The sequence below is a fragment of the Gilliamella sp. CG13 genome (genome assembly GCF_046635805.1).
GTDB lineage: Bacteria > Pseudomonadota > Gammaproteobacteria > Enterobacterales > Orbaceae > Gilliamella > Gilliamella apicola_I.
In genome coordinates this window covers 257688-276000 of record NZ_JBIDFM010000001.1, presented here as the reverse complement: position 1 = coordinate 276000, position 18313 = coordinate 257688, and the positions used below count along the sequence as shown (strand labels likewise).

General features: G+C 35.9%; 11 protein-coding genes and 1 pseudogene. 4 read left to right on the top strand and 8 right to left on the bottom strand.

Translation table 11 applies throughout. The features are described 5' to 3' along the window. Window positions 1-17 precede the first annotated feature (17 nt). From ACGH6R_RS01240 to ACGH6R_RS01205, 8 genes are all read right to left on the bottom strand, one after another. A complete protein-coding gene (locus ACGH6R_RS01240) occupies window positions 18-881 on the bottom strand; it encodes a hypothetical protein (protein ID WP_411598676.1) in 864 nt (287 codons plus the stop codon). 510 nt (window positions 882-1391) lie between these two features. Next, complete coding sequence (locus tag ACGH6R_RS01235) at window positions 1392-6335, bottom strand: DNA repair ATPase (protein ID WP_411598675.1); 4944 nt, start codon at window positions 6333-6335, stop codon at window positions 1392-1394. 119 nt (window positions 6336-6454) lie between these two features. Beyond that, entirely contained in the window at window positions 6455-8566 is a 2112-nt protein-coding gene (locus tag ACGH6R_RS01230; RefSeq protein WP_411598674.1) for a hypothetical protein, read from the bottom strand. Between the two features lie 30 nt (window positions 8567-8596). Next, a complete protein-coding gene (locus ACGH6R_RS01225) occupies window positions 8597-9250 on the bottom strand; it encodes a hypothetical protein (protein ID WP_411598673.1) in 654 nt (217 codons plus the stop codon). 73 nt (window positions 9251-9323) lie between these two features. Next, window positions 9324-10016, bottom strand: coding sequence for a PspA/IM30 family protein (locus ACGH6R_RS01220; protein ID WP_267380615.1), 693 nt, complete (start codon window positions 10014-10016; stop codon window positions 9324-9326). A 36-nt stretch (window positions 10017-10052) separates the two neighbouring features. After that, window positions 10053-10682: a YjfI family protein gene (locus ACGH6R_RS01215; RefSeq protein ID WP_411598672.1), complete on the bottom strand. Its 630-nt coding sequence runs from the start codon at window positions 10680-10682 to the stop codon at window positions 10053-10055. A gap of 363 nt (window positions 10683-11045) precedes the next feature. Next, window positions 11046-13349, bottom strand: coding sequence for a TonB-dependent receptor domain-containing protein (locus ACGH6R_RS01210; protein WP_411598671.1), 2304 nt, complete (start codon window positions 13347-13349; stop codon window positions 11046-11048). A gap of 136 nt (window positions 13350-13485) precedes the next feature. Further along, complete coding sequence (locus ACGH6R_RS01205) at window positions 13486-14337, bottom strand: hemin ABC transporter substrate-binding protein (protein ID WP_411598670.1); 852 nt, start codon at window positions 14335-14337, stop codon at window positions 13486-13488. A 340-nt stretch (window positions 14338-14677) separates the two neighbouring features. Between ACGH6R_RS01205 and hutW the strand changes: the two are divergent. The 4 genes and pseudogenes from hutW to ACGH6R_RS01185 form a co-directional block, all read left to right on the top strand. Beyond that, a pseudogene (gene hutW, locus ACGH6R_RS01200) lies at window positions 14678-15991 on the top strand (heme anaerobic degradation radical SAM methyltransferase ChuW/HutW); the annotation flags it as partial. 125 nt (window positions 15992-16116) lie between these two features. Beyond that, a complete protein-coding gene (hutX, locus tag ACGH6R_RS01195) occupies window positions 16117-16617 on the top strand; it encodes a heme utilization cystosolic carrier protein HutX (RefSeq protein ID WP_065558198.1) in 501 nt (166 codons plus the stop codon). Between the two features lie 18 nt (window positions 16618-16635). Next, complete coding sequence (locus ACGH6R_RS01190; protein WP_411598669.1) at window positions 16636-17274, top strand: NAD(P)H-binding protein; 639 nt, start codon at window positions 16636-16638, stop codon at window positions 17272-17274. Between the two features lie 106 nt (window positions 17275-17380). Then, window positions 17381-18307 (top strand): FecCD family ABC transporter permease, encoded by a 927-nt coding sequence (locus tag ACGH6R_RS01185; protein ID WP_411598956.1) that lies wholly within the window; start codon window positions 17381-17383, stop codon window positions 18305-18307. Window positions 18308-18313: the final 6 nt, after the last annotated feature.

Below are 18313 nucleotides of genomic sequence, written 5' to 3'. Positions count from 1 at the left end.
AATTTTGTCATGATTACCTATCTTATTACTTCTAATGGTGCATTAGGATAAGGGCGATGGAGATAGATTTGATATGAGTAAATATCATTTTTATCTTCTGCAAACAGCGGAGTTTCGCCTTTTTTGTCTTCTAATGTCACTAATCTTCCATTTCCATAAAACATAATATTATAATTTTTGATCGGTTGTATATTTCCTATACTTTTAGATAATCTATTGTCTATATATTGTTCATCTTCTTTAATTAATTCAGTATCATTATATAATGATTTAAAGACTTCGGAATCTCTTACTTTCATAATGGTCAAGAAAGATTTTTTATCGCCTTTATTAATTATATTAGCTAAATGGTTATAATAATCTACGACTTCTTTAAGTAACTTATCCTTATTTTCTTTTCTCAAATCTATGCTGTGTTCCCAATTTTTTAGTTTGTACGGAACATCAATATTGAAAATCCATTCTTTGGTGATTAGTGGCATTTCTGCATGTGGATCATCCAATTTAAATTCGTAAATTAAAGTCGATTTTTGTTCTGAATAAGATGAATATCCATTATTATATTTATAAATACTTAATGTTAGGTAATCAATACCCAATTTATCTACCGTTTTATTTCCATCATTTGGTAATAAGACAATTTGTAATTTTTGTTTTCCCGATTTTAATATAAGATCATTAATAATTAATTCACTATCACTCGAACCTGCTAAATAATTTTTTTCCAAAACCATGTTATTTACGTAAGATTCATACGGATTACCGGAAGTAACTTTTAAAGTATAGATAGTTTCTTGAATTATTTGTTTATCTGTTTTTTGTGCTTGTCCGCAAGAAAACAGAAAACTACTAAGTAAAAAAACGTTTATTAATTTTTTCATGATTACCATACCTTCAACTCATTGCTACCTTGTGGCATATATAAAAAAATACCTCATCCTCATAAGGAGACGTCATTTTTTCTAAAGATTCTTAATTATAATTACCCTTAAATTTAGATGAAAAGATATCGATAGGTACGGAAAAATCGAGGTGTCTAATATCAAAAGGTTTTCCATTGATGATTTTAGAACTTTTTGGTTGCGGGACTTGATTGCATCCGATCCTCAAAATAGGTCATACAAATAATAAGTTTTTTTAAGTAGCTTCAATGTATTCTTTTCCGGAATTATAAATTTTTCTTTCATTAGATAATGTAATATGTTTTCTTTATATAAGTTATATGTTTTCCTTAATACTCATTTGTATATTTTTATCGTTATTTTAGCCCTCCAAAAATTATTGTCTGGTTTAATTGTTTATCAATTTTGTTTTAACCTAATTGAATCATGATCATCATTTCTAACAAAAAGCGGAAAATTAATTTCCGCTTTTTTAATAAAATAACCAGTTTATAACTTTAATGCTTGAACACTTTGTACTAAGTCAGCTAGTTGGGTAACAATTTGGTTACCGGTATTCGCTTCGTCACCACCTAGTGTTTTATTGCGCATAAAGTCAGCTTTGATTTGTTGCCAACGTTTAGTTTGTTCTTTTGTTAACACCCCTCGAATTTCAGCAAGTTTAAGCAGATTTTCTTCTGCGCCGTTGGTCAGCAGTTGTGCCTCGCCCAAGTAGTGATCTTCAATAATTTGGTTGAGTTCTTCATCATTCATTACGGAAGAAACTTTTTCGGCTAATTTGTTCATGTTTCGATAACTACCTTGTAACTTGAACGGCGGTTCTGTTCGATATTTATCGGATTGCGCTGCGCTAATAATGTATTGCTGATTGACTTTAAAGACGACTTCTCGAATTTTCAGTAAATGACGCAGTACGGCTACAATTTCGCTAATTTCCGCTTGGCTATAGGCATAGCTAAGTTCGTTGGTGTTAAGCGGTTTTCCTTGCGCATGGTCGATAAACTGATATAGGTCATTAAGATCACGTAGTGCCAATGGCGATAATATTGGATTTGATGTTAAGCAGTTTTCAATGTAACTTGATGAAAACACTTCATCCATGCCACCTAAAACTTCACCTAAGTTATAAATATCTGCACGGTTGGCTAACATGTCAGGGATTTTGAAAACCTCACCCGATTCGGTATAAGGGTTGCCAGCCATAATGACACAGAATTTTTTACCCCGTAGGTCATAGGTTTTGGTTTTTTCTTTCCATACCCCTTCAATACGACGAGAACCATCACATAACGAAATAAATTTTTGTAAAAATTCTGGGTTAGTGTGTTGAATATCGTCAATATAAAGCATGACGTTATTACCCATTTCGAGCGCTAAATTGAGTTTTTCAAGTTCTTGTCGCGCGGTGGCATTTGGCGCTTGCTGTGGATCGAATGATAATACGCTGTGACCTAGTGCTGGGCCATTAATTTTCATAAATATTAAGCCAAGTCGATTAGCCACATATTCCATTAAGGTTGTTTTACCGTAACCTGGTGGCGAGATGAGTAGTAATAACCCCATTAAATCAGTACGGCGACTTTCACCGACAGTGCCCATTTGTTTTGCTAAATTGTCCCCAATGATTGGTAAATAAACTTGGTTGATCAGTTTATTACGCACAAATGAACTGAGTGGTTTAGCTTTGAATTCTTCAATATGTAATTGCTCACGTTGTTCATCCAGCACTTCTTGACGCAGGCTTTGGTAATGTTGGAATTGCGGTATGACGACACGTGATTGTTTACGCATGCGACTAAAAAAGTCATCAAGATTGATTTGTAACCCCCCTTGTGTAATTGAAGGGTGTTCACCTAATAAATCATTGACGGTGATATCCAGTTCAATTTCGCTGATTGCTAAAGTGATGTTACTTTCTTTATCCAGCATGCATAGTAAAGTGGCTTCGGCGATGTATTCACTCAATTTTTGATATTGGGGTAGGGTACAAAGCCCTTTAAACCAACTTTCAATAAGATTCCAACGGTCAGCCAGTCGTTTTTTAAGATTTAATTGCGATTGGTTAAAATCACTCCACATGTGCGATTCTTCTAATCGAGTATTTAATCCTTCATATAAATAATGGCTATATTTGCTTAACGTAAATTGTTGTGGAATTTCAGCTAAGACATAGCTTAAGTATTCGCTTGCCTGTTTAATATGGTAAGGTTCATGTTCGATTGGCTGTTTTTGTAAGAATAGAGTGAGTTCAACCGATATTTCGTGCTGTAGATTTTTTAATCCTTCTTCATGTCCGAATAATGCTTGTATATCCTTACACGTTTTGGCACGTTCTGGCCATAATCTGACGATATCATTTTTTTGATTGTGATACCAAAATAGTATCGCTAAGCTACGTGCTAGAGGATTGTATCTGAGTAGTTTGGCGGCTTCACCAAGTGGAACAATTTTCGATAATATTTTTACCGCATCGTGATCATGTATCCCTTTTTCATAACCTTCTCGATAGCGTAAGGCAGCGTAGTCACGTACCGTTTTATTTAGAATTTCGGGTTGATTAAGTTGGCTGATTAAATCTTCATAACTTAAATTATGTTCTTTTTTTAATGCCGAGTTGATGATCGAATAGGCAAGATACTCTGCTCGATAGACAGTAGGGGATTCAGATTCAAGCGAAATAGTCCAAAAAGGTTGATAACTTTCTAATTTTGGATGGACTATTTTTTCTTGGTAATCGGTACCCGTTAATTGTAAGTAAAGATGATGTTCTTTGGGTACAATGGTAAGGTCAAGTTCTTGTGTATTGACGCTAAATTTATGTCTTGGCCCTAATTTAATGACATTTCCACCCGATTCAAAGATTTCGGATTTGTCACGTAAAGAACGTATTGCTTGATCTCTGGCACTTTTGAAGCGTGATTCAATATCATCAGCTTTGACATTATCAAAAAGTGCACGTAATTTTTCGACTATTTCACGAATTTTCAGCGCTAAAGGATCGGCAACAAAAAAGGCATTGAGTTCGTTTTGATCTGAAAATTTTGCGGTTCGTCTTGGAATACTGTCTAAAATTCTATCAGCAGCAGTGAGTAGCGATTCCGTTCGTCTTGTTCGATCTTCAAGTAGTGCTTGTTTGTGCGTTTCGAATGATTCTAAGATTTCTTCACGTTTTGCCAGTATGTCATTTAAAAACTCTTCACTTTCGCTAAACTGATTTTCCAGTTCTTCAAGTTGAACTAATAGCCTTGATAGTTCATCGTCACATTTTTCTGGCGTGGTGGCTAAGCTTAATGCACTGGCAATACTTTGACTAAATAGTTTGAATTGCGCACCAAATTGCGCCACCATTTCAACGCTGGATAGATTTTTCCGTTTTTGGTTAATGCGTGCTTTGGTTTGATTGAGTTTGGCATAAACTTCGGCGATCGATTCAATAATTTTGGTTTGTAGTGTTACGTCATCAAATTTTAATGATGCCATTAATTGTGAAAGCATATCTAAGTTTTCAGACATTTGGTCAGCGGTTTTTATCGGTTCGATAAGTTTGGCGACTGTGTCTGCTTTAGTAAGATATTTTTCAATTTCATCTATTTGGGTGATAAACGGTTCAAGGGCTTTGTCACTGCCTAAAAATTCGGCTGTCGCTAATGATACGATAGATTGGCGTTCTTTTAAGGCTTTTTCCATTATGTCGATCTGATTCAAATCAATATAACGGTAGGTTCTTAATGTCACTAAACTACCTAGCTGCATTTTTATCGCATTTAGCGCATCGACATATTCTTGTGTTTCTTGCCAGCTGTCGGGATAGAGTTTGGCTAATAAGTCTTGTTGGTTTGAAATCGCTTCACGCATGGCGCTTTCAGATTGTCGGCGTATGCTTTCCACTTTTTCATATTCATCTATCACTAATTCACTCGTTTGTATAATGTTACGTAGTACAGGCGTAAAAGATAGATTTTTTTCATCGTTGAGCCAAAAATAGCTGTCAAATAACCGTTTTGTGTCTTCACTTAGTTTGCTGTATAGTTGGGATGAAACCGATTGGTTATCAATTTCACGTGCAATAAAGTAAAGATCTGAAATCCCTCTGACCAGTTCCGCATTACCAATCTTGCCTAAAAAACTGTTGTTAGTTGGTTGTGTTGCTGCAAATTCGTCACTATAAAAGGGGGTTTGCCAAATTTGCATTGGATGAACACGAGTCGGGTCGTTATTTTCACCTTCAAATACCACCATTCGACCGTCTTCAAACACTGCATAACCATGACCTAAAATTGGATTATCAAGTTTTCGTTCGATCATATTGTAGTTGAACAATGCTAAGCGACCTGAACTTGGTTCATAAAATATGTAAAGGACATCTTCGCCATTGGGTGAACGTCTGATACGTCTAAATCGCATACCCGACATGGATTGATCGAAAGTTTTATATTCCCCATTTTGTAGATAATATCCACCAGGAAAGATTACACCATGATCTTCTGGTAGCTGAATACAGGCTTGTCCAATAAAATCGATGCGTTGGGCTTTTTGAGTGAGGGTGTTATAGATTAAATAGCGCCAATTTTCTTCACGATACGGTAAGACTTTTAGCAAAATTAAGGATCCGACTTTTGCGTATTCAATTTTGGCATCATTAATGGATTGATTTTTGTCGAGTACTTCTTCACTGTAGATTCCCAGCCCGTCATTGGTGTTGTTTTCACATTTTATGGTTAAGTCACCGCCAATGGTTTCAACAAAAACAGTATCTAAAATATTTACATGAGGGAATCGTCCATTGACGATATTGTCACGTGTGGTTTCAATCCATTCAAAATCGTAAGCTGGTGGTAGCGCTATATCACGTTCACCACGATTATCAATGTAATCAATGGTTTTTTTGTCACTTGAAATTGACCAACGAAATACACGAATGTCACTGACTCGCTCACCAATTTGGAAACTGGCAAGTAGCTTTCCATCTCGTTCAACTAATTGGAGTAATTGTGCATTTTTATAATAGGTGTAGAGTTCATTAAAATCTTGAACAAAGCGATCAATATTTAAAAAGGTATTGGATAGATCAACCGAATCGGCTTCGTAATTGCCATCTCGTTCTACAAGTTGATAAAGCGAGAATACGTCTTCGATTTTGGTCTCTTTTTTTAATCCTAGAAAGACGTTGTAACCAAAAAGTAACCAATCACCAAATCGAACTATGTCTCTGGCGATACAGTTATTTTCAGTTCTGATGCGAATACGTCCGATAATTGACATGTCACTTTTGCCAAATTCGGTCAGTCGTTGTTGATTTAGGGCTTCGGTTTTTTGGTTTAGTTCTTGTCCTAGCGAAGTCAAACGTTTACGAAGGATTTCATAAGCACCGCCTTCGGCGACCGCTTTATCGAGTGTTGTTTGTTGTTCATTTTCTTGTTCTATTTCTGCCATTTTTAACTCTTGATCATTATCCAGAAAGGCGATTGTTTTCGGTAGGCTATTATTGCCTTACCGAAAACAGGTGATAGTGATAATGTTGTTTTAATCATTATCAATAATGTGCAGTTGGGTTAGCTGTCACTTTCTTTTTTGCTATCCGATGGTAAAAATTGTTTAGCTAATGCTTTTAAATCAGTATTTTTTAATGTGTCTTTGATATCAATGTCTTTATTTCCGGATAGGCGTGATAAGACTGATTGTAGAGCAGATTGCAGAACAGGGCTTTGGTTAACTGTTCCTTCAATTGCTTTACCTACGCTAATGGCTTTAGAGAAGCTGTTAAAGAAGTTGTCATTACCGCCAACAATTTCAATATTTGCTTTACTAAATGCAGCTGCAAGTACGTCTGCTTGTTCTTTAGCGATTTCTTTATTCGCAGCAATTGCTGCCATTGCTTGTTCAAAGCCTTTTTCGAGTGCCAAGCGGAACTCTTCGTGATTTTTAGATTGTTCACTCATGGTGCCCATTGCTTGGAATTTTTCAATTAAACCATTTGCTTCAGCAGTTAGTCGTTCACGTATAATCAGTGCTTCAGCCAGACCTTGTTCTTTCATTGCAGCGGCTTTAGCAAATCCAATGCGTTCATCACCACGTGCTTGAGCAGATAGTTTTTCTTCCAATATTTTCGCTTCGGTCAGACCTTGTTTTTCAATTGCTGTCGCTTTCGCTTCAATGACTTTTGCTTCAGATAATCCTTTTTCTTGATTTCCTCTTGCTTCTGCTAATAAGGTTTCAGCGGTAATGTTGGCTTTGACTAATCCTTCTTTTTCTTCCGCTTCGGCACGTGCTTTACGTACTTTTGCTTCAGCAAGTCCAATTGCCGCTTCTTCCGCTTCTATACCTTGAGCAAGTTGTTTTTTCGCTTCGGCTTGTTTTGCAGCAGCTTCAAGTTCGGCTTGTGCCATGGTGCTAAGTTCGACCGCACGATGTTTCGATGCTTGTTCATCCGCTTCGGCTTGTTTAACTTGTTTGACTAATTCTTGCTCTGCTCGTGCTTCGGCTTCGATAATTGTTGTTTGTTTTTCTCGATCTGCTTTTGATACTTCGCGCACTTCTTTGATGTTTTCTTCTTCAATCGCAACGGTTTTTTCAACCGCTACACGTTCACGAATCACATTGGCAATATGTTTCTTTTCTTCTTCAAGAACTTTATCTTTTTCGATTCGTTGTAATTCAACTTCACGTTCACGAGCGACGATTTCAAGTGATCGAGCACGTTCAACACGTTCTTCTTCAATGGCAATTGCTCGTAAGCGGTTTTGTTGTGCAACTTCTACTTCACGCAGCCGGTTTTCTTCACGAACTTCGATTTCTTGTTGCGATTGAATTCTTGCTTGTTCAGCTTTTAATCGCTCTTCTTCTTGAACTTTTAATGTTTCAGCTTGTTCACGTGCTCGAATCGTTTCAATCTCACGTTTTTGACGGGCTTCGGCATCGGCTTGTTGACGCTCAAGTTCTAATTTAGCTTCAATCGTTTCTGTGTCTTTTTTCTTTAAGGCTAATTCAAGATCTCTTTCCCGTTTGTTGGTTTCATCTTTATGGATAGCGGTGATAGCCGTGATTTTATTAATCCCTTCTGCATCAAAAATATTATCCGGATCAAGCGATTTAATCGGAGTTTGCTCTAAGTAATCGATAGCGACATCTTCTAAAGCATAACCGTTAAGATCTTTTCCAATCACATCAATGATTCGTTCACGGAAATTCATCCGATCTTCAAAGAGTTTGGCAAGTTCGAATTGTTTACCAACCGTTTTTAACGCTTCCGAGAATTTAGCACTAAATAGGGTGCTGACGGCTTTTTGATCTGATGCACGATCAACGCCGATCGATTTTGCCACTTTTAACACATCTTCTGTGGTTTCGTTGACACGTAAATAAAAGGCAACACAAATATCTGCACGTAGATTATCTTTACAGATTAATCCGTCTTTGCCTCGACGTTCCACATCAAAAGTAATCAATGATATTTTCATAAATTCTTTTTTGTAGATTACAGGATAGACTAACGCGCCAGTAAAGTGTACCTTCGGTCTTGACGTCATATCGTTAACAATAAGTGCAGTACCTTGCGGCACTTTTATATAAAATGCTTTGAATAATAAGAAAAATCCAACAATAACAAGGAATATAATTCCGATTGTTAACAAGAAAAATATGACTGTATCTTGATTGATTGACATGATTTGTTTTTCTCCAAAAAAATAATTTTGTTATCCATTAAACTCGTCGAGGCTAATAATTTCATAGCTATTATTTGTTTTATCATAGCTTAGCAAAATGGCTTTATCGCCACGTTTGAATTGATATGATTCGTTACATCTAACTTGTAAGATTAGACCTGCTCCACCGTCTTCATACGTTGCTTCACCTTTGGTTTCGCTGACAGTACTGGAACGGATTTCAACAGTTTGACCTAATAATGATTTATGACTATTGGCTGTATTGAGTTTGCTAAAAATAGGGCGTAGAGGTTTTATTGTAAATGCGGTTAAGTACACCGCCGCGATAAAGGCCGTTATGAAAATTATTAATCCTAATAAGTAGTAAATTAGCGCATAATGACTAATTGGTATCATGAAAAAACGAAATGAAAAATAGCAGATAGTCCATCCAAATAAAGAGATTAGGGTAATGACTAATGTCATGGGGACTTCGTTGAATCCTAACTTCATGAGTAAACCGCTAAATCCTGAAGCTGGATTATCAGTTGATAGTTGTTTGACATCTATATCAAAATCAATGTCTAAGCAATCAACCGTTAAAACGCCAATTGATGCAACCAACCAATACAGTACGCAAATCGTGACTAATCCACTAAAGATGACGACTGGAAAAGAAAAAAAGATTCCCCAGAAAAGATCCATTATATTTCCTTAAATTTCATTCTTCCAAATAGCGATATTTATAATTTTTAAGTTTAAAAAATAAATAACTATTTTAGTTTGTTTGTTTTTCTTTTAATCTGGCTAAAATTGCCATCGCGCTTTGATTGCCTGTTTTAATTCCTGCTGCTTCAAGCTTGTTATCAAGTGAACTTTCATTTTCTGCTGTTGCCAGTTCATTTTTTGCTTCAATAATGGCAGCATTTTTTTCCTGACGTTTTTTGATACGTTCTAAAGAATCTAACGCCGTTTGTAATTTAGCGGTCGAACTTCCATAACGTTGAGCAATCGCAGTTTGAGCTTTTTGCACGCTTTCGGTCGCTTTGACAATATCAACTTGTTGTTTTAAATTGCGAATGTTAATTTCAGTTTGTGAAATGGTTTGACGCAAGTTTTTTACACTGTCAGAAAAATAGGTCACCTGTTTTTGGTAGTTATCATGTTCGTTTTCAAGTGTCACTAATTTTTCAGCAATTTCTAATGCAAGTTCTTCATTATTTGAATCTAATGCTTTTACTGCGTAGCCTTCGTATTCAGTAATTTGAGTTTTAACTCTTTTTGCTTCTTTTTCCGCTATTTTTTGTTGAGCAAGGACGTTCGCTAGCGACTCTTTCGCTTGTTTGAGTTCTGCATCGGCGTCTCGGATTTCTTGATCCAATATGCGCAAAGCTTGGGTATCGATAATGGATTCACCGGCTTCGTTAATACCGCCTCGTAGTGCCGTAATCAGTTTTTTGAAAATGGTCATTGTTTAATCTCCTTATTGTTGATATTTATTCTGTAGTTAAATATTAAAGTAATGTTCGTAAGCTTCGGTCGCTTTGATCACATTATCGGATAAGGTTTCTAATTCATAAATGACATTACTTAGTATCGATGTCGCACTAAGCGCACCATACATAATATAGTTAACTGAGCCATCTCCCGTTTTTTCAATCGCAATGGTTGATAATGGGAAAAGTTTACGAGTACATAAAATTTCTTCGTTAAATTGGGATGGTTGTTTAATTATATTAACAGGCCAAAGTAGCGCTTCAACAATAATTTGTTGATTTGATACACTTAAAAATAGTGGTAAGTCACCATATTCATGCATGATAATATGCAAACAAGCATCAACACCATCAATGATTTCGATACTTGCAGAACCTTGTTTAACTAATTCAGAATTGTTTAATTCATCATAAAGATCTGTAATTAACCAAACTTTATTATTTTTCATTTCGTTATATTCCTGTTTATCATTAAAACGCTGGTTGTTTATTACCAAAGGTTGTCGAAATTGCTTTTCAATATCGAGTAACCTTGAAGTATTTTCTGGCAAAATCCAAACTTCTTTTTTGATTAAGCCCTGATCACGCAGACGTTGTCGATACTGCTGCTGATAAAAAGCCGAACTTTTTGTCTCTTTCATTTTTTTCATAAAAATTAGTTAAGATTTTGTTAGTGTTTAATGTGAACAATATTATCATAAAAATATTACATGTAAATATTACATGTAATATTTTTTATGATGATTATTTATTCATGAAAAATTGAGTTATTTTTAAATAATTATTTGATTAATTGTGCTTTATTAATAGTTGTCTGTTGAGTAGCCATTAACGATAGGATAATTAATCTTTATTCAGCGCCATATTATTGAATAAATTTGAAACGTGTTCAATTCGATTTGTTGTTTTTTTTGATGTACCGAATTTTAGGCTAGCTTGCTCTCCTTTTCTAACAAAAACCCGCATAAGCGGGTTAATTGTCAACATTATGTTATCAGGCGATTTTAAAAATCGATATCTAAGCCGAGTTGGAATGTTCGACCCGGTGCAGTAAATAGATCGAGGTATTTACGATCAGATGAACGATATAACTTGTTATTACTTAAATAATCCCAGTATTTTTGGTCAGTAAGATTATAAATACCACCACTTAACTTGACGTTTTTAGTGATGTTAACATAGCTGGTTAAGTCAATGACTCCATGTCCTGCGATTCTAAAATATTCTTCTTTTGAATCAGGAATGGGTTTACCATCATTGTTATAGGATTCCCGTGAAGTTGGGGTGGTTTTTTTGCCTTTTTGGAAAGTTGCATTAATTGCAATACCATAAAATTTATTTGGATCATCCCATGCTAAACCAATGGTACTTTTGAGTGGGGCGATAGAGTCCATTTCAACATATTTGTCACCTAAATAGCTCGATTTTGATTTACCTTGGTTGTAGCCGATTGCAAATTTAGCTGTTAAGCCATTAGCTTGGTCGAACCATGAACCAAAATTAAATTCACTGCTTAATTCGGCACCATAAATGTGCGCTTTATCACGGTTTTCGGCTTGATAAACCAGTCGATTACCCGTTCCGACAAAATCTTTTTTATAGCGTGTGTAAGCGATAAAATTTTTGTATTTATTGTAGAAAGCTGCGGTGGATAAGGTTATTCCTGTCATGGGATGACCTTTAACACCTAATTCAAAATTGTCGCTTGTTTCGGTTTTGAGATTAGAGTCACCAACCAGTACATACATGGTGCTATGCGCTAAATAAGAACCATAAAGTTGATTTTGGTTTGGCATTTGTGCGCTGCGTTTATATTGTAGGTAAGCTGTAAAATTAGGATTGATGTCGTACATCAAAGCGAGTGAAGGTAATAGCTGGAAATCACTGTTACTTTTATATTGTTGGCTTAGTCTAGATGCATCTGCAATGGTGACAGCCATATTTTCTAAATGACGTGGCTTTGTTTTTTGATAAATTGCTCGAATGCCAGGTACTAAGTAATAGTTATGATGATCATTAATATTGAAGGCGATTCGGTCTTCAATAAATCCACCAAGTTGATAAGTACGGCTGTCAGCTTGGGGTTTAGTGTAATCTCCGTCAGGGAAAATCTTTCCATATCTTGGTTTGGCTGATGTATAAAATGGCGATTCGTCCTCACTCCATTTACCATTTAAACCAGCACTTATTTTTTGATTATTATATTGTTTTAGCAAGGTGGTAATAAAATTATAGGCTTTAGTATTGTAATTGGTTTGAATGTTATATTGACCATTTGTTGTATGATTTAGATAGGTGCTGTCATATACATTCGTACGTTGATAATTTAATTGCGTTGTCAGGCTATCTATCCAATTAATATTGGTTGGTGTCCATATATCTTTTATCGCCAAATTGAAGCGGTTGTTTTTACTTCGTTGCTTATCATGCGATTCAATTTTTTTACCATTTTTGTCCCATGTATCATAATGAGAATGTTTAGTTTTATTATTGTAATCGATAGTTGTGTTAAGTTGATGCTCATCAGTCATTTGCCAGCTGAAACCCGCAAGGATTGAATTTGAATGGTAGTTTTCCGGATAGTTATTAATTGAGTTTCCGTAATTTCTTCCTTGCTGCCCATCACGACGACTTAATACGATAATTCCGTTTAGTTCATCATCACCGCCTGCTAATGTGATACCTTGATGATAGCTTCTGTCGGTGCTGTCATAATTATTTTGGAATCCAAAATAGCTGGTTTTTCCGGGGTAGAGGTAATAGCTAGCAGTTTTAGTTTGAAACGACACCGATCCACCAAGTGCATTATTGGCATTACTTACCGAAGTTGCACCAGATTGAATATCGACTTTGTTATACATATAGGTATCGATGTAATCGCGTCCTATTCCATACGAGCCAAAACCCGCTCGCCCGACAGAATTGACGCGTCCTTGTGCAATAGGCAGTGGCATTCCGTCAATATCGATAGAAACGCGATTAGCATCTAATCCTCGAATGTTGTAACCTGTAAAGCCTCCTCTGTCCCAACTACTTTTACCACTGCCAGAACCCGATATGTTGCCCGATGCTGAAATCAATGGTTGGTAGCGCATAAGCGTGCCAAAATTAGTTCCGCCGTCTCGTCGAATATCTTGTTCGGAAATTTCAGTATTGATACCCGGCTGTTTGATTGATTCGTGTGCCGTTACTGTCATGACATCGTTGATTTTTTCATCATCATGTTTGTCAGTTGCTATGGCAGGCATAACGAATGTTAAGCCTAAAGCTAGTGTGCCCGTTTTTTTTAAGTTCTTAATGTATAACATGTTTAACCTTCAATCTTACTAATCTAAATTAAATGATTTTTATCATTCGTTAAAAACAGTTTTCGTGATGCTTGATTGTTTTATCGTTACTGTTAAATGCCTTTAATGCTGAATAATCTAAAGTACTTTCAATTGATTATTCTGGGTAAAAAATTTGATAAAGCTGGGTAGCAACTTCATCCACTCGTGGCCCAATGCCAAAAAGATAACTGTCATCAATGGTTTTAATTCGATTATTTTTGTAAGCGGATGTTTCGGTTATGCCAGATATCGTTTGTAATTTATCCATACCCCCTAATTGTTGTATGGAATGGCTGTTTAATAAAATAACATCAGGATTCATCGCAATTAGCGATTCGGCGCTGTAATTTTTATAGCTGTTATGCGTCGCTAGATTTTCACCACCTGCAATGGTGATTAAGGCGTCAGCGGTGGTATTTTTACCGGCAATGGCATTACTTCCTCCCATTGTCATCATGAATAATACTTTGGTTTTTTGGGGATGCGTTTTAATCTTGTCTTGTAGCTTGGAAAGATGGGTTTTTATTCTGGTAATTAATTGATTACCCTCATGTTGCTTGTTGAGTTTTTGAGCAATCTTTTCAATGTTTTGATAAAGTAATTCAACTGTGCCTGGGACACGTGGTAATGCCAATACGTCAACGTTAGCTTGATGCATTTGTGTTAAAACGTTGTCGGGTTCAATATCATTAAAGGCAATAAATAGCGTTGGTTTAAGCGATAATATACCTTCTATGTTGAGCAGTTTCCAATATCCAATTTGGGGTAGATGTTGAGTTGTTGCCGGATACGTACTGGTTTTATCAACACCGACCACTTGTTGATCTTCTCCCAAAGCATAAACAATCTCTGTTAACGATCCCCCAGCAATGACAATTCTTTGATTAGCTGAACTGATATTTATTAAACCTGATAATGTAAGTATAAGTAAAATAACACTCAGGTTTGTATATATTTTTTTAATCATTACATAATTCCTATAGCTAAAATACAGTTGCATTACACTATATTGAAAATGAGAACTATTATCAATAGTGATATGGTGATATTTTTACGTTTTAGTTGGATATTCGGTTTAAAACTAAGGGGAAATAGAGTAAGAACAATGAATGTTATAAGTGATTATTTTGTTAAAAATGGCAAAAAATTGAAAAAAGGAGATTCAAATTGGTAGTAAAAGAATCTCATCACTCATTGAAAAAATAAAAATATCTATCAAAGTATCAAATGGTTAATAAAAAATTAAATAAAATATATTGATAAATGATAATAATTATTATTTAATCTTTACAGAATATTTAATCAGAATGGCAGTTATGAAATCTTTAGATGTTAGTCCTTTTTATGCGTTAAATTCAGCACTTCCTTTTAAGGATCGCTGGGCGGTTATGCCCTTACAGGCAAGTTTACCCGTTGCCCCACACGAAATTGAACAAAAATGGCAAGAAATTCAAAATGCTGATTTGCGTGGTCGAAAGCGTCTTATTTATATTCATATTCCTTTTTGTGACATTCATTGTCAATTTTGTGGCTTTTATCAAAACCCCTTGCGTAAATTTGATACAAGTACTTATATCGATTATTTATTGAAAGAAATTTCATTGGAAATTAATAATAAAGCCATGCAATCCGCCCCCGTTCATGCCATTTATTTTGGCGGTGGTACGCCTTCGGCTTTAGCTGCCGGGCAATTAGCACGCGTTATCCGTTATCTTAAGCAATATGCGCCTTTAGCCCCCGATTGCGAAATTACGGTAGAAGGGCGTATTTCTGATTTTGATGATGAAAAAGTGGATAGCTATATTGAGGCGGGTGCTAATCGATTTTCAATTGGCATACAAACCTTCAATACGACAATCAGACAGAAGTTAGGTCGTCAATCAACAGAACAAGTAATTATCAAAAATTTTGAGCGTATTGCTTCACGTGATAGTGTGGCATTAGTCTGCGATTTGATGTTTGGTTTACCTAATCAAACTATTGAAACTTGGCAACGTGATCTTGAAATCGTCAATGATCTTCCGTTAGATGGTGTTGATCTTTATTCACTAAATTTACTACCTACCACACCGTTAGCAAAAGGGGTAGAAAACAACCGTATAGCGTTGCCGTCAGTAAGTGACAAATGTCATTTTTATCATCAAGGTGCTGAGTTTTTAGCTAAACAGGGGTGGGTTCATTTGACCAATGCGCATTGGGCTAAAACAAGTCGTGAACGTAACTTGTACAACTTTTTGATTAAGCAAGGTTCGCATTTTTTTGGCTTTGGATCGTGTGCTGGTGGTAAATTAGATACGCATTCGTATATGCTTCATCGTGACTTAAATCAGTATTATATGCAACTTGATCAGGGCAAAAAACCCCTAATGATGTTAACAGGTAAATCCTTATTAGGGGATTGGTTACATCAATTACAAGCAGGCATTGAGAAAGGTCGAGTGGATTTGACTAAATTGACCGAGCATAGTCATTTATTTGATCCTTTAATTAAACAGTGGCATCAAGTTGGTTTACTTCAAGATGAGGATCATTGTTTACGACTGACATTATCTGGTCGTTTTTGGTCAAGCAATATTTTACAAGCTTTGCAGCAGTTGTTATTACAACTGAACAACCCCGAACATATTGAATTACAGCATAAAATGGCAAAGGCTAAGCAAGCAATGAAAGGTCATCCTGCTATGCCTGGTGCACATTCTGAAAAGAAAAATAATCAACCTATTTCACATCATTAAAGGATATTAACATGGTAGATAAGCAAACTCATCTCAGTAATCTTTCAACTTATATGCAAACAAATCCCGAGGAGTTATTAGAAAAAATTGCTCAAGATCATCAAGTGACTTTGACGCAAGTTATTCAAGCCTTACCGGATGCGAAAATTGTTGATGGTTCATATTTTGATATGATTTGGGATGAAGTGACAACTTGGGGCGATGTGTTATTTTTGATCCATACCGGAGATGTGATTGCTGAAATTTCAGGTGAATTACCGCCAGGTTCGCATAGTCAAAAATATTTCAATTTACGTCATCAAAAAGGATTAAGTGGTCATATTAAAGCTGAACATTGTCAATATATTGCTTTTATTGAACGTAAATTTATGAAAATGTCGACAGCTTCGATGATCTTTCTTAATCATATGGGACAATCAATGTTTAAAATTTTTGTGGGTCGTGATGAAAAACATCAGTTAAAACAAGATCAGTTAGAAAAATTTAGAGCATTAGCAAATAAAATTAACTAATGTTGAGATGATAATAGCATGAAAACAATATTAGTTTTTGGTGTCAGTCCAAAATTGGGTACGGGTTATCAGATTTGTCAGTTAGTTAAACAGTGCCAACCAAGTTGGCGTTGTATTGCATTGGTACGAGACGAAACTTTTGCCAAGCAGTTAAGTGAGCAAGGTATTGAGTGTCATGTCGGTGATGCGACCGACTCATCTATGGTTAGCCAGCTTTGTGCATTAGCCGGACCTGACGCCACAATTATTTCAACACTGGGTGGGGAAACCGGAAATTATCTAGCACAACGTATTATTATTGATTGTGCTGAACAAGCCAATATAAGGCAGATGGTGTTAGTCACATCCTTAGGTTGTGGTGATACATGGTCAACATTATCTTTACGAGCTAAACAAGCGTTTGGACATGCGGTACGTGAAAAATCGTTAGCGGAAGTTTGGTTACAAACTAGCACGCTAAAATACCTTATATTAAGACCGGGCGGATTACAAAATGGGGAACTAACAGGTAATGCAAAATGCTATTTTCAGCAAGAGGTACATGGACTGATTCATCGTATCGATTTAGCGAAAGTCATTATTGATAAAATAGCGCATCAGCAACTTAATAATAAAGCTTATACTGTTATTGATCCGAATCTTAAATTTGAACATTAAAATAGCATGAATGTAATTAAATCCATATTTTTAGCGAGGATAGTGAGTGCAACGTTATAGTCATCGTTCATTGTTATGGGGACTGTTTATCGTGCTGTTGGTTTTGATGGTTTTATCAGCTAATACGGGTGCTTTAACATTTCCAGTTTCTCAGTTATTGTCATTATCATTTGATGATCCATTGATGAATATTTGGTTGAATATACGTTTACCTCGTATTTTATTAGCAGTGATTGTTGGTATGGCATTAGCAACTTCAGGCGCTGTCATGCAAGGATTATTTCGTAATCCTTTAGCGGATTCAGGTTTGTTGGGTATCAGCAGTGGCGCTGGTTTGTTGGTTGGTTTGTCAGTTTTATTTCCGACTATCTTTCCACCAATTATGATGCTGTATGGAAAAATGTTGGCTGCTTTTTTGGGTAGTTTATTCATCTGTTTTCTGATCTATCTTTACAGTCTTCATGCCGAGTGTAATTTGGCCAAAATGGTGTTGTTGGGTGTAGCAATCAATGCCATTATCGGAGCAGTAATGGGATGCCTAAGTTATATTAGTGATGAAGCACAATTAAGACAAATATCACTTTGGTCAATGGGGCATTTGGGTAAAGGATCGTGGGAATTAGTGTTAGTTGCTACTTCGTTAATTATCCCTGCTTTGTTAGCCATTTTGGTCCTTTCTCATCAGCTCAATATATTGCAATTGGGGGATGAAGATGCGCACTATTTAGGTATTAATGTTATTCGTATTAAGCAATATTTGTTGGTGCTTAGTGCTATTTTAATCGGTACATCGGTTGCAGTAAGTGGCATTATTGCTTTTGTTGGTTTAGTAGTTCCTCATATGATTCGATTACGTATTGGGGCTAATCATAGCGTGTTATTACCTGCATCGGCATTGGCAGGTGGCTGTTTATTACTTTCTGCCGATACTCTGGCAAGAACGGTTGTTGCACCGACTGAAATACCGGTAGGGTTATTGACAAGTTTAATTGGTGGACCTTATTTTCTTTGGCTCATTTTAAGGCACAAATAACGGGTA